This is a genomic window from Pedobacter steynii (assembly GCF_900103665.1).
Lineage (GTDB): Bacteria > Bacteroidota > Bacteroidia > Sphingobacteriales > Sphingobacteriaceae > Pedobacter > Pedobacter steynii.
The window spans coordinates 500178-526496 of sequence record NZ_FNGY01000006.1; the positions used below are offsets into that span (position 1 = coordinate 500178).

At 44.8% G+C, this 26319-nt stretch carries 14 protein-coding genes; all 14 read left to right on the forward strand.

All coding sequences use genetic code 11. The features are described 5' to 3' along the window. Nucleotides 1-426: 426 nt before the first annotated feature. The 14 genes from BLQ87_RS19015 to BLQ87_RS19080 all read left to right on the forward strand — a co-directional run bounded on the left by BLQ87_RS19015 (nucleotide 427) and on the right by BLQ87_RS19080 (nucleotide 26310). Complete coding sequence (locus tag BLQ87_RS19015) at nucleotides 427-7446, forward strand: type I polyketide synthase (RefSeq protein ID WP_074609880.1); 7020 nt, start codon at nucleotides 427-429, stop codon at nucleotides 7444-7446. Between the two features lie 2 nt (nucleotides 7447-7448). Beyond that, nucleotides 7449-11744 carry a type I polyketide synthase gene (locus BLQ87_RS19020; protein WP_074609882.1) on the forward strand — a complete coding sequence of 1432 codons (4296 nt, stop codon included), beginning with the start codon at nucleotides 7449-7451 and terminating at the stop codon, nucleotides 11742-11744. Continuing rightward, complete coding sequence (locus tag BLQ87_RS19025) at nucleotides 11732-12031, forward strand: acyl carrier protein (RefSeq protein WP_074609884.1); 300 nt, start codon at nucleotides 11732-11734, stop codon at nucleotides 12029-12031. The genes BLQ87_RS19020 and BLQ87_RS19025 overlap by 13 nt, the downstream gene beginning before the upstream one ends. Then, nucleotides 12022-12783 carry an alpha/beta fold hydrolase gene (locus tag BLQ87_RS19030; RefSeq protein ID WP_074609886.1) on the forward strand — a complete coding sequence of 254 codons (762 nt, stop codon included), beginning with the start codon at nucleotides 12022-12024 and terminating at the stop codon, nucleotides 12781-12783. The genes BLQ87_RS19025 and BLQ87_RS19030 overlap by 10 nt, the downstream gene beginning before the upstream one ends. A gap of 12 nt (nucleotides 12784-12795) precedes the next feature. Next, the gene (locus tag BLQ87_RS19035) at nucleotides 12796-13995 is read left to right on the forward strand and encodes a glycosyltransferase (RefSeq protein ID WP_074609888.1); all 1200 of its coding nucleotides are present in this window, start codon (nucleotides 12796-12798) and stop codon (nucleotides 13993-13995) included. A 15-nt stretch (nucleotides 13996-14010) separates the two neighbouring features. Beyond that, complete coding sequence (locus tag BLQ87_RS19040) at nucleotides 14011-15219, forward strand: glycosyltransferase (RefSeq protein WP_245723883.1); 1209 nt, start codon at nucleotides 14011-14013, stop codon at nucleotides 15217-15219. A gap of 5 nt (nucleotides 15220-15224) precedes the next feature. Further along, a complete protein-coding gene (locus tag BLQ87_RS19045; RefSeq protein WP_074609892.1) occupies nucleotides 15225-16478 on the forward strand; it encodes a condensation domain-containing protein in 1254 nt (417 codons plus the stop codon). Further along, nucleotides 16475-17746, forward strand: a complete 1272-nt coding sequence (locus tag BLQ87_RS19050) for a condensation domain-containing protein (RefSeq protein ID WP_074609894.1) — start codon at nucleotides 16475-16477, stop codon at nucleotides 17744-17746. Before BLQ87_RS19045 ends, BLQ87_RS19050 begins: the two co-directional genes overlap by 4 nt. Before the next feature lies 1 nt (nucleotide 17747). After that, nucleotides 17748-18236 (forward strand): hypothetical protein, encoded by a 489-nt coding sequence (locus BLQ87_RS19055; RefSeq protein ID WP_143010484.1) that lies wholly within the window; start codon nucleotides 17748-17750, stop codon nucleotides 18234-18236. Nucleotides 18237-18429: 193 nt separating this feature from the next. Further along, nucleotides 18430-18999 carry an RNA polymerase sigma factor gene (locus tag BLQ87_RS19060; protein ID WP_074609898.1) on the forward strand — a complete coding sequence of 190 codons (570 nt, stop codon included), beginning with the start codon at nucleotides 18430-18432 and terminating at the stop codon, nucleotides 18997-18999. A gap of 73 nt (nucleotides 19000-19072) precedes the next feature. Then, nucleotides 19073-20206 (forward strand): FecR family protein, encoded by a 1134-nt coding sequence (locus BLQ87_RS19065; protein WP_083361954.1) that lies wholly within the window; start codon nucleotides 19073-19075, stop codon nucleotides 20204-20206. A 287-nt stretch (nucleotides 20207-20493) separates the two neighbouring features. Next, nucleotides 20494-23817, forward strand: a complete 3324-nt coding sequence (locus BLQ87_RS19070) for a TonB-dependent receptor (protein ID WP_176832998.1) — start codon at nucleotides 20494-20496, stop codon at nucleotides 23815-23817. A gap of 10 nt (nucleotides 23818-23827) precedes the next feature. Beyond that, a complete protein-coding gene (locus tag BLQ87_RS19075; RefSeq protein WP_172664872.1) occupies nucleotides 23828-25216 on the forward strand; it encodes a RagB/SusD family nutrient uptake outer membrane protein in 1389 nt (462 codons plus the stop codon). An 11-nt stretch (nucleotides 25217-25227) separates the two neighbouring features. After that, nucleotides 25228-26310, forward strand: a complete 1083-nt coding sequence (locus tag BLQ87_RS19080) for a TlpA disulfide reductase family protein (RefSeq protein WP_074609905.1) — start codon at nucleotides 25228-25230, stop codon at nucleotides 26308-26310. Nucleotides 26311-26319 lie beyond the last annotated feature (9 nt).

The following is a 26319-nucleotide window of genomic DNA, read 5'->3' on the forward strand; positions in this document are numbered from 1 at the left end:
TCTGTTGCTTTTTTCAGCAGGATTTTTATTTTTTTAGAGCAAATAGGAATATTTTTCCAGTCATTTAGCAATAGTTTTGTTTTCTATTTAAGCTTTGCGTTAATAACTCGTTAAGTTATCATCTGTTTTTCTTGTTCCTTGCCGTTTTGAGCTTGTTCTTTTTGTTCATTTTCGGTGATTTTATGGCCCTACGTTATTATAGTAGTAATTTCGCTCCTATAAAAGCGTAGGATTATTGCTTTTCATTGTGTTTTTAGAATCCCTATTGAAAAAATACCTAAAAGCCAATGATTTTCTTGATATAGAGCTACTTTGAATAAAAATCAAGGTGTTTTCTCATTAAAAATCCTGTTTCTATAGGCTATTGTTTTCAATATCTATAGAATAGCTCGAAAGTTGAATCCCTAATCATCCCCCTCAACCTATATGAAAACTCCCTTAATTATTGGAATAACTCCATTTGAAAGGCCCGATGTGAATCTGGCACTCTCTTTATCAAATGCAAAGGCTTTTCCTGTACTCCATCTCGGAAGAGACCGGATCAGGGCTGCTGAAGCACTTGAACAGTTAACAGAAAAATCTTCTATGGAATTTGGCGTTTGCCTTGTTTCGGAAGAATTGAACGACATCATTTTGCCTGAGCAGGTAACAATGGTGATTTTGCCCTATGGCATGAAAAGGACCAGGTCGAAGAAGGTAAAGCTGTTTTACCAGGTTCATGATGTCCATGAAGCACAAAAAGCGCAGGCTGAAGGTGCGGATGGGCTTATTGTAAAAGGCAATGAAGGTGCCGGAAAGGTAGGCTATGAGTCTTCATATGTCCTTTTTCAGCGCATTGCTAAAGAAATAAAAGATATAGACCTCTATGTTCAGGGAGGTGTAGGTATACATACCGCTGCTGCTTTAATCGCCTTTGGTGCAAAAGGAGTAGTGCTGGACAGTCAGCTGGCATTGTTTCCGGAAAGCACAGTTCCAAAGGCCATCAAGCAGGTTTGTGAAAAACTCAGCGGAAATGAAACCCGCCTGATTGGTGATTTCCGTGTACTGGTAAGGCCCAACTCTCCGTCATTAGATAATGATGCCAGCGCAAAAGACCTGGAAAATTATTTCGGGGATTTTGATCTTGAAAAGGCTTTCTTGCCGATGGGTCAGGATATTGCGCTTGCTATAGACCTGGAAGCACGTTATAGAAAACTGGCTAAACTGGTTTTCGGTATCGAAGAGGCCGTTTACGGTCATTTGAACCAGGCTAAATCACTAAATGTAATCAGTGCAGGTAATGCCCTTTCCAAAGAACTCAACATTACTTATCCGATTGCTCAGGGCCCGATGACAAGGGTGAGCGACGTGGCTCCTTTTGCCAATGCTGTTGCCGAAGCGGGCGCACTTCCTTTTATTGCGCTTTCCCTGTTAAAGGGAGAAACTGCAAAAAATCTGATCATTGAAACGAAAAGACTGGCCGGCGACAAGACCTGGGGAGTTGGAATCCTTGGTTTTGCGCCGCAGGAATTGCGCGATGAACAGATCGAATACATTAAAGAACAAATGCCACCTGTAGTACTCATTGCGGGCGGCAGACCTTCACAAGCCAAGCCCCTGGAGAAATTAGGTATAAAAACCTTTTTACATGTGCCCTCGGTATCCTTGCTGGACATGTTCCTGAAAGAAGGTGCCAAAAGATTTGTGTTTGAAGGAAGGGAATGTGGAGGGCATGTTGGTCCTTTATCAAGTATGGTCCTTTGGGAAAAGCAAATCGAACGCCTGTTAAAAGAAGACCATCCTGAGCAGATCAGTGTATTTTTTGCCGGTGGTATCCACGACAGCTTATCTGCTGCATTTATTGCGGTAATGGCCGCCCCATTAGCCGCAAAAGGCGTCAAAGTAGGGGTGTTGATGGGAACTTCTTACCTCTATACCAAAGAAGCGGTAAGTACCGGTGCTATTCAGGAGCAGTTTCAGGAACAGGCAAGGTTATCAAATGATACGATCTTACTGGAAACAGCCCCGGGACATGAAACCAGATGTCTGAATTCGCCCTTTGCCACCTTCTTTAATCAGGAAAAAGAAAAACTTCAGAAAGAAGGCATAGACAAAAAAGAGATCTGGGCAAAGCTGGAAACCCTCAATGTTGGCAGGTTGCGTATTGCTGCGAAGGGGATTGAACGCAGAGGAGATCAGCTGGTAACGATCGATGAGCAGGAACAGTTGAACCTGGGTATGTATATGATCGGACAAATTGCATCGATGTGTAATGAGATTGTCTCCATCCTTGACCTTCATAAGGAAGTTGCGGATGGTAATTTCCAACACATTCAGCAAGCTGTTTTATCAGGCCCTCCGGAAGCGAAAGAGAAATCGTTAAATGTAGCTATCGTTGGGATGGCCTGTATTTTCCCCGGAGCAAAAAATATAGAAGAATATTGGCGAAACATCATTCTTGGAACAGATGCAGTAACTGAAGTTCCCGATGAGCGCTGGAATAAAGCATTATACTATGACCCTGCATCTACCGCCGCAGACATGTCTCATTCTAAATGGGGCGGCTTTATTCCTAAAATTGATTTCGATCCTCTGGAGTACGGAATCCCTCCGCAATCGCTGGCCGCAATTGAGCCCACTCAGTTGCTGAGCCTAATGGTGGCCAAACAGGCCATGGAACATGCAGGGTATAAAGATGGCAGTTTTAACGCCGAGAATGTATCGGTGATTATTGGTGCCGAAGGTGGAAATGACCTCGCCAACAGTTATAGCTTCAGGTGTTTCTTTAAACAGGTGTTCGGAGAAATGCCGGAAGAGCTGGATGCAGCATTGCCAAAGATGACGGAAGATTCTTTCCCTGGAATCCTGGCCAATGTGATTTCCGGAAGGATTACCAACAGGTTGAACCTTGGCGGACGGAATTTTACCGTAGACGCGGCCTGTGCGTCTTCCCTTGCGGCGATTGACCTCGCTTGTCAGGAATTATTTTTGGAGAAATCCGATATGGTTCTGGCCGGAGGAGCAGACCTGCACAACGGAATAAATGATTATTTAATGTTCTCCAGTACACATGCTTTATCCCGCAAAGGACGGTGTGCAACTTTTGATGCAGAAGCCGATGGCATTGCTCTCGGTGAAGGGGTGGCAATGCTCGTCTTAAAAAGGCATGAGGATGCACTAAGAGATGGAGATACCGTCTACGCGGTGATTCAGGGGATTGGTGGTTCAAGTGATGGCAAGAGCCTCGGCTTAACGGCACCAAGGAAATCAGGTCAGGTAAAAGCACTGGAACGTGCTTATGAACAGGCAGGAATCTCTCCCGCTTTGTTGGGATTGGTAGAGGCCCATGGTACCGGAACAGTTGTTGGCGACCGCACGGAGCTCACTGCGCTCACCGATATGTTAAACCAGTCGGGAGCTATTGCCAACCAGACTCACCTGGGATCTGTGAAAACACAAATCGGACATACCAAATGTGCCGCCGGACTGGCTGGTTTGATTAAAGCCACGCTATCCGCCTACTATGGCATAAAACCGCCTACCATCCACCTTAAAACACCGAACAGCTATTATAACGGCAGGACAAGTCCTTTCGCTTTTCATACGGAAGCAGCATTGTGGCTGGAAGAGAAAAGATATGCAGGGGTGAGTGCCTTTGGTTTTGGCGGAACGAATTTTCATGCAGTCATAGAAAGTAACCATCAGGTTTCTGATTTAATTCCCGCGATGAAATCCTGGCCCTCAGAATTATTCGTCTTCAGAGGCAATACCTACGAAGCGGCTAAAGCAAGGTTAACGAAGGTGAAAAATCTGCTGGATGAGAATGATAATATCGACCTTAAAGACATTGCCTATAGCCTGGCTGTAGAAAATGATCAGCCGGTACAACTCAGTATTGTGGCCGACAGACCCGAAGACCTGCTCATGAAAATTGACCTGGCCTTATCAGGAATTGAAAGCAAAGATACCTACATCACCAGGAAAAAAGATGGAAAGGTAGCCTTCATGTTCCCCGGACAGGGCAGTCAGCGGATCAATATGGCAAGAGACCTTTTTGTCATTTTTCCAGTCATGCGTAAACTGCTGAAAGGGAAACCGGAATACGAAAAAGTACTCTTCCCGAATGCAGTTTTTGATGAAGATTCATCAAAAGCTCAGAAAGACAGGATTAAGGATACCCGTATGGCACAGCCACTGTTGGGCATTGTTGACCTTGCCCTGGCGAATTTCCTGAAAGAACTTGGAATGGTACCGGATATGGTTGCCGGACATAGTTACGGAGAGTTGCCTGCTTTATGTTTTGCCGGTGCTTTTGAAGAAGATCAACTCGTGTTCCTGAGTGAACAACGTGCCCAGTCTATTCTGGATGCAGTAGTAGGAGAAGACACCGGAGCAATGATCGCTGTAAATGGCCGTCAGGAAGAGCTGTCTAAATGGATTACTGGTGTTGCAGATGTTTATGCGGTTAATTTCAATTCTCCAACGCAGCAGGTCCTTGCCGGAACAACTCCTGCGATCAAAAAACTATCAGAGACACTGAAAGCTGCAAAGGTTTCTTTCAGACCACTGGAAGTCGCCTGTGCTTTTCATAGCCCGATCGTTGCCAAATCAAAAGAGAATTATCAAACTGTACTGAGTCAGGTGAGTTTTAATGACCTGAGCTTACCAGTGTGGTCAAATACCACTGCTAAGACCTATCCGGTAAATGCTGAAGCGGTAAAAGAAAGACTTACAGATCATCTCGTGCAACCGGTTCAGTTTGTAGAACAAGTACAGCAAATGTATGCTGATGGTGCCCGGATTTTTGTTGAAGTGGGACCCGGAAAAGTATTAACCTCATTGGTAAAAGCCTGTCTTGCCAAGGATGAACTCCTCCTGTATGCAGAGGATAACGGACACAATAAAATTACCCATTTGCTTTGTACCCTCGCCAGCTATATGGCTACCGGAAGAGCATTGAAAGTGGAGAAACTTTTTGATGGACGTGAAGGGAAATTACTCAACCTGGATGAACCCGGACAGTATAAAAAAAGCCCAACCGTATGGTCTGTTAACGGACAACATGCGGTCCCTGCTGTAGGTAAGCTTCCCGCTTATGGTGCATTACCAATCATAGAACCGATTAAAATGAAAAATATAGAAGGAAGAACTGAAATCATCAATGCCCCTTCCAATGCCCCTTCCAATGCCGCTGAATTGATGATGCAGGAATACCTGAACAGCATGAAAATGATGATTCAGGCACAACGTGATGTCATGTTAACTTTCCTTGGGCAAGCTATTCCACAAGGAACACCGCAGGCTTTCCAACCCTTGCAAAGCGCAGCGGTTGCACAGCATGTGATTCCTGCAACGGTGGTGGCAGCAGTTCAACCTGTTGTTGCAAAACAGGCGAAAATACAGATCGATGTTAAAATGGTATTGATGCAGATTGTGAGCGATAAGACCGGATATCCACAGGAAATGCTGGGGATGGAAATGGACCTGGAAGCCGATCTGAGCATCGACTCGATTAAGCGCATGGAAATTATCGGTGCTTTACGTACAGAACTTGGCGGGTTTAGTCAGGCTGATAAAAATGAAGATACCTTTATGGAGCAGCTGGCTGCCATCAAGACCTTAAACGGTCTGGTTAACTGGATTAAAGAAAACAGCCAGGTAACGGAAAATATTGCCGAAGCGGAGCAGACCTTGGTAAGTCCGGTCTCCACTACCGTTAAATTTACTGCAGCAGACATCAAATCGGCCATCCTGTTGGTCGTGAGTGAAAAAACAGGTTACCCTCAGGACATGCTCGGTATGGACCTTGATCTGGAAGCAGATCTGAGCATCGATTCCATAAAAAGAATGGAAATCATCGGGGAACTGAAAGTTAAAATCGGATTTAGTAAAGCTGAAGATGCCGGAGATGACCTGATGGAGAAGCTTGCTGCCATCAAAACACTGAATGGCCTGGTCAACTGGATTTCGGAAATTGAAACAGAAGGACTGGAGACGGTGACCGCTGCGCAGAAAATTATTGATGAAAGCGCAGAAAACTCAGGAGAGCGCTTGTCACGGCTTCGTTTTGAACTGACGCCTTCTGAATTGCTGAACACGGAGTTTACCCCCCTTAAAGGACAACGTTTTGCCGTCACCGACGACGAAGGCCCTCAATCGATCGCCATTAAACGCGCTTTTGAAAAACAAGGTGCATTGGTGGATATCGTAGCTGTAAATGGTAACCTCAAAGGATATCAGGGATTGGTGATCCTCAATATGTTCGCTTCTCCGAATCAAACGGAAATCATCGATAATATTGCCCTCATCAAACAGCTGGATCTGGAAGAGATCAAATGGGTATACGTTATTTCTGATACCAAAGGGCATATGACGGAACAGGCAGATGCCACACTTTTAAGGCGTTTTCAAGGCTATTCAGGCTTATTTAAAAGCCTGGATAAGGAATATGAAAACACTAAGTTCAGGGTAATCAGCCTGGCCACGAAACAAACGGCTAAGCATATTGCCGAGATAACACTGAATGAGATTTTAAACCCTGACGAGCCATCGGAAGTGATTTATAACGGAGAGGGCAGGCAAACGCTGGAACTGATTCCTTCAGAACTGATCACCGGGCTGGGAGATTCCCATATCCAGCTGGATCGCGATGCGGTGGTATTGGTATTGGGAGGTGCTCAGGGAATTACCTCAGAGCTGATGATGCGCTTTGCGAAGGATTATCCTTGCCGGTATATCCTTGTTGGCCGTTCCTCTGATCCTAGAACAAACGGATTGGAACAATTCTCCTTCCTGAAAACTAAAGAGGAGATCCGGGCCTACCTGATTCAACTTGGGAACCTCAAAAAACCAGCTGAGATTGAACTGGAGACTTCTAAAATCTATAAGAACAACCAAATCCTGCAAACGATCAGTTCCATGGAAATCACAGGCTCTACCGTTTCCTATGAAGCATTGGACCTTCGTGACGAACAAGGTTTAAGTGCATTGATCAGTAACGTTTATCAGGAGTACGAAAGGATTGATGGCGTGGTACATGGTGCAGGTTTGCTGGAGGATAAGCTCTTTCATGCGAAAAGCCTGGATTCATTTAAAAGGGTTTTTGAAACCAAGGTGACGCCATTAAGGGTGCTTGCAGAACAACTTAGGGCCGATACACAATTTGTCATCCTGTTTTCGAGCATCGCTTCTGTTTATGGGAACCGCGGACAAACGGATTATGCTGCGGCGAACAGTGTGATGGACAGGTATGCCTGGGCATTAAAAGAAAAGATCAAAGGAAAGGTGATGTCGATCAACTGGGGGCCCTGGAAAGGCGCCGGAATGGTATCACCTTCTTTAGAAAAAGAATATGAACGAAGAGGAATTTCCATGATCCCTCTGGATGAAGGCATGGAAACCTTCCTCAATGAGATGAAATATGGAAACGAATCTCAGGTGCTGATCATGGCAGGAAACAACTGGTAGCCATGAAAAAGACCGACGTAGCCATTATTGGAATGTCCTGCATTTTCCCTGGTGCGGAAGATGTAGCTGCATTCTGGCAAAATATCATCAATAAGGTAGATTCTACGCAGACAGTGCCTGCCGATAGAATTGATCCTGTACACTTTGATTCCGACGCTACGGGGGTAGATCGATTCTATTGCAATCGGGGAGGGTTTATTCCGGAATTCGTATTTAATCCTGCGGATTTTGGAATCCTCCCCCTTGCAGTAGAGGGAACGGAACCGGATCATTTACTAACGCTGAGCCTGGTGCATAAAGCACTGGGAGATGCGGGAGTGTTGGAAAAAGATTCCATTCTTGAAAAGACCGGAATCATCATTGGCAAAGGAAATTATTCCGGACCTGGTGCCACCCGGGCCATCGAGATCGTGCGGACAGGGGAACAGATTGTACATTTATTAAAAGACCTGATGCCGCATTTATCCGGGGAAGAAATTGAAAAAGTAAAAAAGGAATACCAATTGCGCAAAGGCCGTTTTGGTCCGGATACCGCCATGGGGCTGATTCCGAATCTTGTTGCATCACTAGTAGCCAACCGGCTGAACCTTGGTGGAGCGGCCTATAGCCTTGATGCTGCATGTGCGAGTTCTTTACTCGCCATAGATCATGCAGTGCAGGAACTCAATAGCGGCCGCTGTGACCTCGTGATTGCCGGAGGTGTCCATGTTGGACAAAATGCTGCTTTCTGGAGTATTTTCAGTCAGCTGGGTGCCTTATCTAAAAGAGGAAAAATAAGTCCCTTTGATGCGAATGCAGATGGATTGCTGATCGGTGAAGGCTGCGGTTTTGTCGTCCTTAAACGCCTTGATGATGCGGTTCGTGATCAGGACAAGATCTATTCCGTATTGAAAGGAGTGGGAGTGAGCAGTGATGGCAGCGGAACGAGTGTGATGAGTCCTTCTGTAAAAGGACAGCTGAAAGCGATTACACAAGCCTGGGAAAACTCAGGCCTGGCGGCTGGAAAGATCGGCTATATTGAAGCCCATGGAACGGGAACTCCACTGGGAGATAAAACAGAAATAGAAACGCTCTCTCAGTTTTTCGGGAAGGATCAATCTTTACCGAAAGCAGGAATAGGAACGGTAAAATCCAATATCGGACATGCGATGCCAGCTGCAGGAATTGCGGGTTTAATTAAAGCTTCCCTTGCTTTGTATCATGGAATTATTCCACCCACCCTTCATTGTGATGAACCGCTTGCTTTGTTAAAAGACAGCCGTTTTGATGCCGTTCAGGAAGCGCAAGACTGGGAGAAATCTGGGCTACCGAGGGTTGCCGGAGTCAATGCTTTTGGTTTTGGTGGCATCAATGCACATGTCGTATTGGAAGGGTATCGCCCTGCGGAAGGTCAGCTGAACAAAGCACCTGAAGTAAAAAAAGCAGCGGTAGACCAGGTCTTGCTGCTTGCCCGTGAAAGTCATGACGAATTGATCCTTGCATTGGAAAATAATGACCGGAATCCCGGAAAGGGCAGTTATCGGATTGCTGTATTTGATCCCAGTCCGGAAAGGCTAAAGAAAGCCCTTAAGATTGCCACTAAAAATTTAGCATGGCGCAATAAACAGGACATCTGGTACAGCAACGAACCTTTGTTGAGCAAAGGCGGCAAGATTGCCTTTGTCTTTCCCGGGCTTGATGGCCTTGCAGGTGGAGAGGTAAATAGCGTAGCGGAATATTTTGACATCCCACAAGACCAGCATACCAAAGCCGAAGGCCTCCTCAATGAGGCCCTTAAGATCCTAAATAAAAGCAGTGTACTCGATACTGCACTTAAACAGCTCGGTGTATTACCGGAAATGAACGCAGGACATAGCCTGGGAGAATGGCTGGCTGCAAGGTCTTCAGAACTGGCAGAAGAATCCTCCGTACTGCAATTGCTCAGTTTCCTCAACCCGGAAACTTTTGAACTCAAAGATTCCAGATTTATAGCGGTAGGATGCGGTATTGAACAGCTACAGCCCATCCTAAAAGAAATTAAACACCTGTATCTCTCCAATGACAATTGTCCGCAGCAAGTGATCCTTTGCGGAAGTAATACCGCATTAGAGGCCCTGGTACCAATTTTAAAAGCCAGACAGATTTTCCATCAGATCCTTCCTTTCCAATCTGGTTTTCACTCTCCCTTTGTGGCAGATAAGCTGGATGTGATGCTGGAAGGGATGAGCAGGATGGAATTCAGGAAGACAAAATTTCCCTTATGGTCTGCCACGACACTGGAATTGTACCCGGAAGGTTTTGAAGCCATCAGGAGGCTCAGTGTGGAACACCTCATTCAGCCCGTTCGCTTTCGCGAGCTGACTGAAAAGCTTTATGAGGAAGGTGCCCGGATGTTTATTCAGGTGGGCTCCGGCGGACTGATCGGATTTATTGACGATACCTTAAAAGGAAAAAACTGCAGCACGGTATCTTCAAATACCGCATTGAGGTCTGGTCTCACACAGCTGCAACGTGTACTGGCTGCTTTATTTGTAGAAGGTAAAGAAGCCGGAATGAAGTTCATGGGCTATGACCAACAGCAACCATTGCTTAAAAAAGGACTGAAACTGCAACTCGGACTACCTTTGATCAGCAATATGACTGGCCTTAAAAGCCTGGCGCTTCAACAGCAAAATAAGGCGCCCCGAAGGGAAGCCATTATGGAAGATATTGCCCATCCGTTGATGAAAGCATTTAATGAAAATGTGGAAGAAATGATGGGGATTCAATCCGAATTATTTCAGCTATTTCAGAATAAGTCATTTACGCTCAATGCGTACGCTCCGAAGTCCGGGACATCACCAGCGGCCCCACCGCTGGTGGTCACCCCGGTAAGAATGCCTTTTACCAAAGCCATAGACATTACTTTGGAGAATTGTCCCTACCTGGTAGACCATTCTCTGCTGAGGCAACCCAAAGGCTGGCACTGCGTAGACGATATGGACCCTGTAATCCCCATGACGATGATCTTTGAAATGTTCGGGGAGATCGCCGCAGAACAGGCTCCTGCAGAACGGGTGCACAAGATTCTGAACATTAAGGTATTTCAATGGATGAATGTTGCGAAACCTTTTCGGGAAACCATTACCGGTGAATGGAGGGCAGAGCACCTGGTATACCTCAATCTGGAACGTTTTGCAAATGCAGAAGTACTGCTGAACAGGGAACCGGCTACGCCGGCAGGGCGGAATTTTGACATTGGTGAATCCCTGAATATCGACCGGACCGCCACACAAATTTATGAAGAACACATGTTCCATGGTCCCGGATATCAGGGAATCCGGAAATTGACCAAAGTAGGAGAGAAAGGCATTACCGGAATCATTGAAGGAGGGAGCGGTAAAGGTTCCCTACTGGACAACGCCGGACAATTGTTTGGTTTATGGCTACAACTAACCCTGACCAAAGACCGGATCGCCTTCCCCGTTAAAATCCAGGAAATCGAATTCTTTGGAGAGATGATGGATCAGGAGGGAACTTTCGAATGTACCTGCCTGCTAACCGAACTTAACGATGAATTTGCTACTGCAGATTTTGTCATGAAAAGGGACAACCAGGTTTGGGCCATCGTTACCGGCTGGCAAAACAGAAGACTGGAAATCGATGAAGCTTTATGGAAAGTATCGATGTCGCCGCTACACAACCGCTTGTCGGAAGAGGTGGCACCGGGCGTTTTCCTGTTTCATAACGCTTATACCCGGGTCGTTTCCTGGGATTTCATCCTGAAACGCTATTTCAATCAGGAGGAGAAAAAACACCACCTGTCGCTCTTGCCAAATAAAAGAAAGGAATGGATCATCAGCCGGGTCGCGGTAAAAGATGCCGTTAGAAACCTGTTAAATCAACAAAAGAATGCCGCTTGTTACCCGATTTCCTTTGAGGTCCGCTCTGACGAAGTTCATAAACCTTATCTGCAGGGGCCGATGACGGATGGAATCTCCATTTCCATCGCTCATAAAGGAACAGACGCTGTCGGAATTGCCCGATTTGACCGTGCCGTAGGGATCGATATCGAAAAGATAGAGGAACGCAGTGAGGGCTTTTATGAGCTGGTATTTTCAGTAGCAGAGCAGGTTTTACTCGCCGGTAAGGACAAAGCAGAATGGGCAACCCGTTTCTGGGTGGCCAAAGAAGCCTATGGCAAATTCCTTGGAAAAGGCTTACAAGGAAATCCAAGAGCCTATGTGATCGAAGAAATCATGGGCGAAGAATTAAGAATTAACAACATTATCATCAGAACTATTAAACATAAAAACTATATCATCGGATGGACACTATAACCTCAACAACGAAACTGAACAGCAGCGAGATCTTTGATCTTATGAAACAATTTATTACGGAAGTAATCGGCGAAGAATTTGTGGAAGAGATGGACATCACGATGGAAAGCTCCTTCACCAAAGATCTGGAAATGGACAGCATAGAGATTGTCTCTTTCTCAGAAAAGATAAAGATTCATTTCGGAGAACAGATTGACTTCACCGGCTGGTTGTCCAATATGGACCTGGATGAGCTGATCAACCTGAATCTCGGGACGATTGTCAATTACATCGAAGAATGCCAGTAATTAACGTAGAAACACGTGCTGTTCATGTTCAGGAGCTGAATAAAGGAGCCGCAGAGACGGTGCTTCTTGTTCATGGGATGTTCAGCAACCTCTCTATTTATTATTTTAACATTGCCCCTATTCTGGCGAAACATTTTCATGTCGTGATGTATGATTTGAAAAGTCATGGCATGAGCGAAAAGATTGCGGATGGCTACGACCTGAACAGCATGACCGATGATTTGTCTGCCTTGCTGGATCAATTGGAGCTCTCGTCGGTACACCTGGCAGGCTATAGTTTCGGAGGATTGATCTCTTTGAAAATGGCAGCCCGTTTTCCCGATAAAGTAAAGAAGCTTGCCGTAATCGAAGCCCCTGATCCCAACGACGATAAAACCAGGGACATCATTGATGAGTACAGCAGGGAGTTTCTGGAATATTACGTTCAGAACTTTGCCGATACCACCAAGTCCAAAATGGGGAAACGGCAGATGGAGAAAAACCACCGCATGTACGAATACCTGTTTCATGAAACGAGCATCAAAAGCGATATGATCAGGGAACGGGATTTCTTCAGCGCAGCGGAGATTGACGGGATTTCACAAGAAACCCTGTTGCTTTATGGTGCAAGTTCCAATTGTCTGGATGCAGGTAAACAGTTAAAAAAGAAAATAAAAAGAGTGGAGCTGATGGAAGTGGATGGCGATCATAATGTGCCTATCCAGCAGCCGGTAAGCATAGGAAACTTAATGGAAACATTTTTTAAGAATTAAAGAAATCGCCCTATGGCAAGATTTGTATTTGTAGTTCCGCCTTTAACAGGTCATATCAATCCAACACTGAGCATCGGTGCAGTATTGCTTCAACGTGGGCATCAGGTAGGATGGATTACTTTGGATGCAGCCTTAGCCCCGAAACTTCCGAAAGGGGGGGAGCTCCTGCTCATTCAATATGAAACGGATGACCTTCAGAAACAGGAAAGTGAGAAATACCTGGACATCATCACTAAAAAGATCGTCTACGGCATAGACAGCATTAAATTTTTATATGAAGAGGTCCTCATTCCTTTAAACAGGCACAGTTATGAAGGAATTGCCAATTGGCTGGACCGTTTTAAACCCGATCTGGTCATCACTGATCATCAGATGTTTGCCGGTGCAATTGCTGCGGTTAACAAAGGGTATACTTATGCGACCTCAGTTACTGCACCTGCGGCAATTAAGGTAATGGATGAACTTCCTAAGGTGCATGAATGGGAAATGAATCAGGTGATCGCCCTGCAAAAGGAATTTGGTGTCGACAGTGATACTGCGATTGCCTGTTCTGAAGAACTGACCATGGTGCTGACCTCCAAAGATTTCTTTGGAGAAATGGAACTGCCTGAACATTACCGTTTTGTAGGACCCGTGATTCATCAACGGACTGAACAAGTGCCTTTCGACTGGGCACAATTGAACCAGCAACAGGAAAATAAAAAGATCCTCGTTAGCATCGGTACCACCTTCGATCATGAGCATAAAAAAAGCTTTTTTGCGAAAGTAATTGAGGCATTTGAAAATGAACACTTAACAGTGGTGGTCGTTTCTGATCCTTCTTTATTTGAGCAATGGCCTTCAAATTTCATCGTTCAGCGCAGTGTTCCACAACTCGAACTGCTGCCGCATCTGGATGCCGTGGTTTGTCATGGGGGCCATAATACCGTTTGTGAAACGTTGACCCATGGTTTACCGATGGTCGTGGTACCTATCGCCTATGATCAGTCGCACGTAGCGGGAAGGGTAGTGCGTGTTGGCGCAGGCTTGAGGTTGAATTTTAACCGTTTTAAAGCGAAACACCTCAAAGAAGCGGTCGCAGAAATATTGGGAAATGCCTGCTTTAAGAATGCTGCAATAGAAATCAGTGCTTCATTCAGCAGGGTAGGGGGAACCGAAAAGGCGGCCGACCTGCTGGTGGAGCTGGCTAAGGAACCTGTAATAGATTGTTAAACAATTAAAGAAGAAATGATGTCAAAGTTTTTATTCGTTGTACCACCGTTTTTTGGTCATATCAGTCCTACGCTAAGCATTGGTGCCAGTTTAATTGCCCGCGGGCATGAGGTAAAATGGCTCGGCGTAATCCCTGTTGATGCAAAACATATCCCTGAAGGGGGCACATATATATATCCTGAAGCAGACCTGGCAGAATACCAGGAAGAACTTCAGAAAATCCTGAAACGTCAGGATGATGGTCCTGCCTGCTCTGGTCCTGAAGTGATGAAACTTGCACTGGAAGAAACCTATGTTCCTATTGCCCGGATTATGATGAAAGGTTTGGGAAGGTTTGTCGATACCTGGCAACCGGATGTGATCGTAAACGATTGCATCACTTTTGCCGGTGCTTTACTCGCCCATATCAGAGGGATTCCCAGTGTCACGACTACTCCTGTACCTCCGGATGTGATGGGAGATACCGCGAACAGCGCTCCTAAAATATTTGAATGGCAGGAAAATCTGGTTAAGGGTTTACAGCGGGAGTTTAAGGTGTATGGAGATGATATTGTGATTCATTCCCGTAAGCTGAACCTGGTCTTTACCTCTCCTGAATTTGCCGGAATTGAAAATCCGGAAGCACATATGAAGTTCGTTGGCCCCGTTAAAGGAAGACCAAACCATGCGGCTTTTGATTGGGAACGACTGGAAAAGGCGACTACACCAAAAGTGTTTGTTTCCTTAGGAACCTTACTGGTCGACATCAGGGCGGCTTTCTTTCAGAAACTGATCGATGCTTTTGCAGATGCACCGGTTACGATTGTGGCGGCAACAAACCCAGATATCTTTGAAAAATGGCCGGATAACTTCATTGTCAATGGTTTTGTTCCTCAGGCAGAGCTGATGCCGATGATGGATATGGTGATTTGTCATGGGGGATTCAATACGGTGAACGATACTTTTATGAATGGATTGCCTATGCTGATCACACCGATTGCCTATGATCATTTTCATACGGCCAAACTGATTGAAAATGCAGGTTGTGGCATCAAGATCCGTTATAAACGATTGCGCATTGAAGACCTTAAAAACGCCGTGTTTGAACTGCTGGACAATCCCCGGTATAGAAATGCTGCCCTAAGGATTAAAGATACTTTTATTGCTGCGGGAGGAAATGATAAAGCAGTTCAGCTGCTGGAAGAATTTGCGGCTACAGAAACGGAATTGGTGGCCATCAGCTGATCGGTATGAGAAGGAAATTGCTATTTGCCGAACGGATGCTTCATGGAAATGGAGAACTGCCTTTTAATGCAGTAATTCCGATAAAAATCAAAGGAACTTTCCCGGAAGAAAATCTGCATCATGCTTTAAGAAAGCTCCAGGAGAAACACCTGCTATTGAATGCAGCTGTGGCAGATGATGAAGATGGCATGCCCTGGTTTGTGGTTGCGGAAGGTGAATCTGCTCCGATCCCGGTCCGCATTACGGAGCGCTCAGGAGCCGGGGACTGGAAAAAGGAATCTATGCAGGAATGGTCCGGTGTTTTTAACACCCGTAAAGGACCTTTGATGCGGGTGGTGTGGATTAAAGGGGCTGAAGTCTCGGAAATGATTCTCGTCCTTCACCATTGTCTTTGCGATGGCGGTTCTGCGATGGCGATTTTAGCGGAACTGCTGCTGTTGATCGACGATGGCACGGTAAACATCGGAAAGGAAGATCCGATTTTAAGTATGCATGACATCATCCCTGCCGAGATTCTGAAAAGCCGGAAGAAGATCATCAAAGCGAAGCTGATTGGAGGGGTAGCCACTTTTGCCCTCTGGCTGGTTCCTTTAAAGAAGCGCCTTATAGAACGTAAAAAAGACTATATGCTGCACTGGAAGCTGGAAAAGGAGCTGAGCGACCGTTTGATGCTCAGGTGTAAATCCGAAAAGCTAACCGTAAATACCGTACTCTGCGCAGCAGTCTTACAAGCCTTTCAGGAAGTTAGAAAGGCAGCCTTTCACAATAAGATTTCCTGTCCCGTAGACATCCGAAGGTTTGCACCGCAAATTAAAAGAGACAACATCTTTGCTTTTGGTTTAATGTTCGTGGTCTCTGCCGATCAACAGCTGGATTTCCTCGGTAATGCGAGAAAGATGCAGGAAGACATCGACAGGAAAACGGCTAAGCTGGATGCTTATGAAACGATCATGATGATGGAAGCTTCACATTCTTCCCTGGCTAATTTCACTGATTTTTTGAAATACGGCAAATCGAGTAACGATTGCATGTTCTCCAACCTTGGCAAAATAGACATCGTGCATCAATACAAAACCTTTGAACTCGAAACGATATTCAGCCCTTCTGTGATTGGCCCTTTAGGCAATACGACTACCCTGGTGACCTCTACTTACCGGGGGCAGATGGATTTTACCTTCGTTGCAAGCGAAGGATTTATTCCTTACGAGGAAGCGCTGGAGATACAACATAAACTAATGGAAATCATCAATAAACTATGAGACGAAGACTGATCATTGGCGAAAGAATCATGTATGTAGATGCAGACACTCCGCTTAACTGTGTTTTTACCGTTAAAATACGGGGTACTATTCTTATAGAAAACCTGAGGATTGCCCTGGCAAAAATCCAGCAAAAACATCCTTTGTTGCGTGCCAGAATAAAGGAGGATAGCGCCGGTGTGCCGCATTTTGTATCGAGCAACAGCCTTTCGGCAATTCCGGTAAGGACCGTGGAAAGGCATGGCGATGAGGATTGGCAGCAGCAGTCTAAAGCAGAATGGAAAACGCTGTTTGATAGCGAATCGTTGCCCCTGGCCAGAATTGTCTGGGTTAAGGGGGCGGAATGCTCCGAATTGCTGCTGGTCTGCCCGCATTGTATTTGCGATGGGACAGGCTTTGTGGCTTTAATGTCGGAAATACTCCAGCTGTTGGATCATCCTGAACAGGAATTGGTTTCTTATCCGCCTTTTAATTCTATTGAAGAGTTGTTGTCTGCTTCATTTAAGAGCAGTACCGCTAAGGTTTTAAAAACGAAAGCCTTTGCTGTTTTAGCGAGGTTATTCTTTTTCTTTAAGTCGTCCAAGACCATACACCCGAAAGGAGAAGGATATCTGTTGCACTGGAAGCTGAACGCAACAGAAACTTCTGCCCTGGCAGAAGCCTGTAAAGAAGCTGGTGTAACGATGCATGCGGCCTTATGTGTTGCTTTTTTAGAAGCCTTTGAGTTGGTAAGAGGGATTAAAGCGCAAGGCAAAGTGATTTGCCCGGTAGATGTGCGGCATTTTGTAGAAGAGATCAAGAAAGATACCCTATTTGCCTTTGCACCCATTGCGGAGCTTTCCCTACCTAAAGAGAAAGTGATGGATTTCTGGGCGAAAGCAACGACATTAAAAACGGAGCTGAAAAAGAAGATCGCCGCCATGAAAGTGCATGAGCTCCTGGTGATGAGCGAGTATTTTCAGGGTTCCGTAAATAAGATGCTGAAACACCTGAAAACGACAGATGGAGGGCATGACCTTACGCTTTCCAATATGGGAAGACTTAGCATTGCAGAACATTATGATTCCTTTGAGGTGGAAACCTTATACAGTCCGAATGTTGGCTTTCCATGGCGAAATGCGAATACCCTGGTCGTAAGTACTTTTAAAAAGAAGATGGATTTTGCCTTTCTCTCCAATGATTCCTTTTTACCGGAGGAGGAGGCAAAGGCGATCAGAGATCAGGCGATGGAATTACTGAGGACACATGTGATGGTTAGCTATGCTTAATATGAAAACACAGGGTGATGCGATATTGAAAAAGTTTGTGCAAAAGAAGCTGTTGCTCTATATTATTCCTAATGTTATTTTCAATACCGTAATCCCTTATCTGACCCTTCGGAACCTGGGACCTGTTTATTTGTTTCAGGGCGAGTATTGCTTTGCCCGTTTCTTATTGCCTATGGCCTTGTTCCTGCCCTTTATCATCACTTTTGATATGTTAAGGAAGACCATTATCCTGTCGGAAGAAGGGAAGGCCGGTTTTGTGCTGCCTGATGATTTTAGTAAGAACAGGTTTATGTTTAAAATGGCTGGGCAGAACGGATTCGCTTCTTTGGTAGTGTTGTTACTGATGATGCTTTGTGTTCATTTGAATGTACCTAAAGGGTATGGTTTTGATGCGGCCTCGCTTTCGCTGATTCTGGGAGTAGTTGCGGGAACACTGACGGTTATTTCTACATTGTGGCCGATAAAGAAAGTGAAAGAATTGAGTCATTGATGAGCATTCATTCCATCCCGGGCAGTTTCCAAATCGATGCCGAAAGAAAGATCACCGCAAAAGATTTAAGACACAGAGCAGTATCGGCTTATTCAGCTAAGTTGTTTTAAATCAAAAATAATTCATTAATATTGAACAGGGGGAAATATGATTCTGTAGCATTTTGTGTTAGAAATGCACTCGTATTCGATTAATGAAGATTTACCATACTTTTTCTGATCAGGAATTGATCACTATGTTGAGGCATGGTGAAAAAGGAGCGCTTACAGAAATTTACAAACGTTATCAACCGCTTCTTTACAGTCATGCTTACCGCCGTCTGCCCGATCAGGAAGAAATCCGGGACCTGATTCAGGAGCTCTTTATTACGCTTTGGGACAACCGAAGTTCGTTTCAATTGAATGGCAGCCTGGCTTCCTATCTATATACCTCTGTGCGGAACAGGATTCTGAATCTTTACAGGAATCAAAAAGTAAGGGACAATTACAGCCGTTCTTTAGCGCATTTTATCGAGAAAGGAAGCAATGTTACAGAAGAGGTGCTTAGGGAAAAGGAGCTCATTCAGCTGGTGGAGCAGGAAGTCGCTGCTTTACCCTCACAGATGCGTCTGATTTTTGAAATGAGCCGTAACCTCGAGATGAGCCATAATGAAATTGCGGGGGAGCTTGGTCTGAGTCCGCATACGGTCCGTACTCAGGTCAGAAATGCACTTCGTATTTTAAGAGAAAAGCTGGGGGTAAATATCTTTTTAATCTTTTTTTAAAAATCATCTACTCTATGAGCCCGGTTTAGGTGTCATTTGTTTATGGCCCGGAATATTTATGGAGGGCAACTCAATGAAAAAAGCAACAGATTTATTAGATAAGTATAATTCGGGAATCGCTACAGAAGAGGAAAAGACCATTGTAGAAAGCTGGTACCTTAAATATGAGGCTGCAGCTGCTGATCTTAGTCCGCAGAAACTGGAGGAGGAGTATCTCCTTGGGCTGGACGGACTGAGCAGACATATGGACCGCCCTTCTTCGCTGAAGTTATGGCCCCGAATGGCCGCAGCAGCAGTATTGTTTCTGGCTTTGAGCATTGGTGTCTTTTTTACTTTCCGCCCGGCGCTAAAACAGGAAGCAATTTCCTATCGGCACAACGATATCGGTATTGGCGGGAACAGGGCTGTGCTTACGCTTGCGGATGGAAGAAAGATCTCATTGACCGATGCGGCCAGGGGAGTTATTGCTGAGGAATCGGGAATAAAGGTGACGAAAGCCGGGGATGGTCAGCTGATTTATGTGCAGAAAGGAGACCCGCAGGGACAAAAGCAACTCGCCTGCAATACCATCACCACCCCTAAAGGTGGGCAATACCAGATCACGCTTCCCGATGGGACTAAGGTTTGGCTAAATGCGGCCTCTTCTCTGGTATATCCCACCGTATTTTCGGCAGCACAAAGGAAAGTCATCTTGAAAGGTGAAGCCTATTTTGAAGTAGCGAAACAGTTCCCTAAAAAAGTACCTTTTATCGTGCAGACGGACAGGGCAGAGGTAGAAGTGCTGGGGACCCATTTTAACGTCAACGCATACGACAATGAGCCTTTTACAAAAACCACCTTATTGGAAGGGAAAGTTCGCGTCAGTTACCCTGAAACAGACCAGGCCATTGTTCTGAGTCCTAATCAACAGGCCTGGAACAATAAAAAAACAGACTTGATCCGGGTAATTACCGTAGATCCTGAATCTGAGGTAGCCTGGCAAAAGGGCTGGTTCATGTTTAATGACGAAAGGATTGAGAGTATCATGAGAAAGATCGCCAGATGGTACGACGTAGACGTTGTATATGAAGGAAAGATCACGGCTCAGCAGGTATTTGGAGGAACAGTGAACAGGTTTGAAAATGTGTCCAAAGTCTTGGAGATGCTGGAACTAACCAATGCCGTTCATTTTAAAATTGAAGGAAGAAAAATTACGGTAATGCCCTGAAACCACCAGGTGTCGTAAGCTCAGCTAAATATCAATAAACCATAAACAACCAACGATGAAAAAACAACTACAGGGCCAGACTTAAGCATTGCGGTTAATTTAAAAAAGCACACCCCGATTGGCCTCGGGATGCGCTATAATTTTGAGTTAACCCCTCCGGTAATACCGGAAAAAAAGTTTTAGAGAACTATTCATGTATTAACCCAAAACGAACCAAAAGTATGAAAATAAATGCTTTTAACCTTGGTGTGCCCAAACTATGGCTACCCCCTAAACTTCTTTTAGTGATGAAGTTAGTTATCATTTTAATGACTGGCCTCCTGTTACAGGTCAATGCCAGCGGATTTGCACAGCGGATTACGATAAATAAAAAAGATGCTTCCCTTAAATATATCTTCAATGAAATCAGGAAGCAGACTGGTTATGACGTGTTATGGCAATCAAACCAAATTCAGGAAGTTAAAAATATCGATGTTTCTTTCCGGAATGAAACGCTGGAAAATGTATTGAAACAGGCACTTACGGCCAGTGGCTTATCTTATGCCATTAAAGATAAGACTGTCGTTATTCAAAAAACAGATAAAACATTTCTTGACCGCCTGGTTGGCTTTCTGAAGGCAATAGACATTCATGGACTTGTGCTTGATGAAAAGGGACTTCCATTGCCAGGTGCGAGTGTAAAGGTCAAAGGCAGTAACAAAGTAACCAAAACAAATGGCCGTGGGGAGTTTAGCCTGGAGCAGGTAGAGGAAAACGCGGTATTGTCGGTTTCCTATTTAGGTTACCAGACTAAAGATGTTGCGGTAAAGGGCGAAAACAATATGAGGATTACCCTTTCTGAAAGTCAGGAGAAGCTGGAAGCGGTAGTGGTTGTCGGTTATGGAACAACCAAAAGAAAGGACCTTGTCGGCACGGTCGCCACTATTGGTGGAGATGAAATGAGAAAGCAGGTGGCCACGAATTTCACACAGGCCCTGGCAGGAAGAGCTGCGGGTGTTCAGGTGAGCAGGCCTAACGGGAATCCTGGTGCAGGAGCTTCGATCAGAATCAGAGGCTTGTCGACTACAAGTGGGGTGAATGACCCGTTATTTGTGATTGACGGGATTCCGGTCCAACTGTTCAATGGAGGTGGAACAGATGCTGCGCGCTCTGCGCCCGCAAATGGATTGATGGATCCATTGGCAGGAATAGATATGAATGATGTGGAGAATATAGAAGTCTTAAAAGATGCTACAGCGACCGCTATTTATGGTTCAAGGGCTGCAAACGGGGTTGTGATTGTGACTACAAAACGAGGCCGGGCAGGGGAACAACCGGTTTTTAGTTTTAATTATGATGTTTCCATGGATCGCCAGAATAAATTTCTGGACGCACTGTCTGGTCCGGAATATGTAAAATTCATGACCGAAACGTATAAAAAAGCAGGAATTCCTATTGAAGCGCAGGGTTTCCCGGGCACCGCAAGTACCGACTGGCAAAGGGAAGTGATCCAGAAGGGCCTGATCCAGAACCTCAACCTGAGCGTGATGGGCGCATCCAAAGATGGCAACACGAATTATGGCTTTTCAACAGGTTTAACAGATCAGAAAGGAGTGCTGATCAATACCGGTTTTAAGCGTTACTCTTTGCGTGCCAACGTAGAATCTAAGTTTTTTAACCTGTTAAAAATGGGAACGAACCTGAATTATAGCCTGAGCAGGCAAACAGGAGGTTCTTCGGCTATGTATACGAACTACGGAGCGGCGAACTACAGACCGGATGTCCCGGTTCGGAACCCGGATGGATCTTATGCAAATGATGGGCTTAACGATAACCCTGTAGCCTCCAGAATGGCGACTGATATTAATGAAAGTCAGCGGTTACTGGCTTCCGTATATGCGGAACTGGAGATCATTCCAGGTTTAAAAGCGAGGTCATCCCTTTCCTATGATGTGAACCACAATGCCGGCTTTTTGTATAGCCCAAGTTGGCTGCTCGCAAGCATCAATGAGAATAGAAAGGGATCGAGAACGGATAGAAATTTTGAATATACAAACAGGATCTTTGACAACACCCTCAGTTTTACCAAAGCTTTTGATAAACATCATATAGATGCCGTTGCAGGTGCTTCCTGGACGCTAAACAGAAGTAATTTCAGTAACATAAGCAGCATTAACTTCCCTAATGATGATGTCCTGAACAATCTTGGTTCTGCCGGAATGATAAATGGATACAGTAGCGGAGGGGAAAGCAGCGGACTGGAGTCCTTTTTCCTTCGCGCGAATTACAATTACGATGGAAAATATTACCTGACAGTAAGCGGGAGGGCAGACAACTCCACCAAATTCGGACCTGAAAATCAATGGGGATATTTTCCTTCAGTGGGTTTGGCCTGGAGATTTTCTCAGGAGAACTTTATGAAAGGACTGAGCTTTATTGATGATGCAAAATTAAGGCTAACCCGGGGGAAAACGGGAACCTCTGCGTTTGGAAGTTTTGGCTTTTTAACGTTGTTTAATACGGGCTATTTCTATAATGGTGTGAATGGGCTCAGGGCAAACCCTGGTGACGGGCAGCCCAATCCGGACATTCGCTGGGAAGGAACAACACAGACAGATGCCGCATTGGAACTGAGTTTCCTAAAGTCAAGGTTAAAAACTACTGTCAATTTTTATAGAAAATATACCGAGGGTATGATTACCGGACCAGGTATTCCTTCCTCCAATGGTTACAGTTTCCAAAATAAGAACATTGGGGATGTCAGCAATCAGGGTTGGGAGTTTACCGTGTCGGCTATTCCGGTAAATACGGACAAGTTTACCTGGATCTCTGATTTCAACATCAGCTTTAATAAGAACAAAGTTGAAAAGACCTATGGAACCGCATTGTATGGTACTATTCTTCTGACTGAAGGACTTCCCCTGAATGGAATCAGAGGATACCGTACAAATGGGCTTTACCAGAATCAGGGGGAAATCGATGCTTTAAATGCCAAAGCGAGGTTAGCTACAGGGAATCCAGGCGCATTTTATCAAACGGCACTGACGGCTCCCGGCGATGTGAGGTATGTCGACCTCAATGGAGATGGAAGGATCGATACCAAAGACAGGTCAATTCTGGGTTATTCTCAAAACCCAAAATATTTTGGCGGCTGGAACAATACCTTCCGGTACGGACAACTGGAATTGAGTACGCTCTTTCAGTTTGATGTGGGAAGTAAGGTATCAAGAGAACAGAACAATGATATTTTCAATGGCTACTTTTCCAATGTGTCTTCATTGGTGCTTACCGGATGGACGCCAGAAAATACAAATACCCGGCAGCCGAGAAATGTGGTGAACGGGCCTGCACAGAATGTTGATACGAATACAGACCGCTTTATTGAAGACAGTTCTTTTCTGAGGTTAAAAAATGTGCAACTAAGTTATCTTTTGAACACTGCACTTTTAAAAAAGATGCACATTCAGCAGCTCCGTTTATTTACCGGAATGACGAATTTATTTACCTGGACAAAGTATAAAGGGCTGGATCCGGAAGTGAACAGTGAAAATACGTTTACAGATCATGGAAGGGACACTGCCACTTATCCAATTACTCAAAGTATAACGTTTGGTGTTAATCTTAAATTTTAAAAAGATGACGATGAAATCTATATCAATCGCTTTAAGCTGTCTGCTTTTCATGGGGCTGCAGGCTTGTAAATTAACAGACGTTACAGACCTTAAGCCGGAAAATAAGCTGGATGAAAGTACTGTGGTAGTCGATATTCCTTCTGCTGAGAAATTATTGGCAGGTACCTATTATAGCTTAAGGGATGAACCCCTTGCCAATCAGACGCCAATGTATGTGGGGCTGATGGGACTGAACGTAACAGCCAGTGGTACTTCCAACAATCCTTATCTGACGAACAATGTTCCTCCTAATAACAGCAGTTTAAACGGCTATCTATATGGCGGGCCCTATCAACTAATCCAAACGGCTAATTTTGTGATTCTGAAAACAGGCGCATTAACCAGCACAGATCCGCGGAAGGCACAGATTATTGCCGAAGCAAAGTTTCTCCGTGCAATGGGACATTTTTACATCCTGCGTCTTTTTGGTCAGTTTTGGGACCCGGCGTCCAGCTATGGAATCGAGATTAAGAATATTCCGAATTCGCCTGTTGCTGCCAGGGCAAGTGTCAAAGCATCTTATGAGTTTATCCTTGCAGATCTGGAGGCAGCGATTCGTGACTGCCCGGAGTATAAGACCGGAGTGATGAAGGGTTATGCCACAAAACTCGCTGCAAAAGCGTTAAAAGCAAGGGTTCTGTTGTATGAAAAAGACTATGCGGCCGCGGCGGTATTAGCTAAGGAAGTGATGTCTGGTCCGGCAGTATTGTCCGGCGACTTTGTCAACCTTTTTACAAAGGAAAAATACAATTCTGATGAAGTGCTTTTGGCCTCCATCACTTTTGCAAATAACAACAACATCTATTACGAAAATGGAAAATCCTATTACTGGACCTATGGAGGATTTAAATTTACTGACCGGTATGCTGAATTATTAAGACAAGATACCAGAAAATCGATTATTGTGAGGACCCCAAGAGATCCTGTGGACTTGCTAAAATGGCGCGGTAACGGAAAGTTCAGTACGGGTGTGGAAGGAAGTCAAAACGATACAGAATATTATTTGCGTCTGGCAGAAGTATACCTGATTTATGCTGAGGCAGAAGCAAGAAGGCCCGGAGGGAATTTAGAGGATGCACTTAAAGCATTGAATACCTTGCATATGAAACGAGGCAATTCGGAACTGATCGCCTCCGGACAGAAAGAATTACTGAGCCTGATCAGGAAAGAGAAAGAACTGGAGCTGGGTGCAGAATCAGGAGAAGATTGGTACGATATCGTTCGTTATATCAAAAGCGGAGACCTGCAGGGATCAGCTGTAAAACAAAGCCTTACAGATGAGAACAAACTGATTCTTCCGATACCACAAGTGAGTGTTGATGCTTCAAATCATTTAATTAAACAGAACCCTGGATACTAACCCCCCTAAATATGAAAAAGAATATCATTTTATTAAGCTTAACCAGCATTTGCCTGTTTGCAACTGCGCAGGTAAAAAAAGATGGTTATACCATCAACGGAAAAATTGAAGGGCTAAAAGGTCCGCATATGTACATTTATGGTCTGGGAGCAAGCGATTCTGTTGCCGTAAAAAATGGCGCTTTTAGCTATAAAGGTAGTGTGAAGGAGCCTACCAGGATTTACCTGACTGATCGCAAAGGAATGCAATTGGAGTTGTATGTGGAAAATGCGCCGGTAAGCATCAAGGGCAATGTAAATGCAACCGAAGATATGCTGATCTCGGGCGGAAAGACACAACAGGAGCAAAATGCTTTAAAGTTGACGAAGAAAGCCTTGGATAAGGAGCAAAAGCAGCTTTATGCCAGGTACGAAAAGGCAGAAAACGCTAAAGATACTACGGCAATCGCAGGGATAGAAAAGGAATTTTCTAAAATCTATAAAGCCTCAGATGCTTTGAACAAAGCATTTATCAGGAAGCATCCTAAAAGTTATGTGAGCCTGATCAATATTAAGGACCTGGGTATGAGTACCGAATATGCGGAACTGGCTGCGCTTTATCAATCACTGGATGCAAGCCTGAAGTCAAGTCCCGGAGGGAAAAAGATGGAAGCTACTTTAACAGTGCTCCAAAAAGGAAGTAATGGTCAGGCAATGCTGGATTTTACGCAGAATGATATGGATGGTAAACCAGTTCGTTTTTCTTCCTTTAAAGGGAAGTATGTATTGGTGGATTTCTGGGCAAGTTGGTGTGGTCCCTGCAGAGGAGAGAATCCAAATGTGCTGAAGGCTTATAACGACTTTAAAGATAAAGGATTTACAGTGTTGGGTGTTTCGCTGGATGATAGTGGTGATAAATGGAAAAAGGCAGTTCAGGAAGATAAGATGCCATGGACCCAGGTATCTGATCTAAAGGGCTGGAAAAATGAAGTTTCTACCTATTATGGAATTCAGGGCATCCCGTCCAATTATCTTGTAGACCCGAATGGAGTGATCATTGCCAGAAACCTGAGAGGAGAAGCATTGCAGGAGAAGTTAAAAGAATTGATGAAATAGTAAACGTAA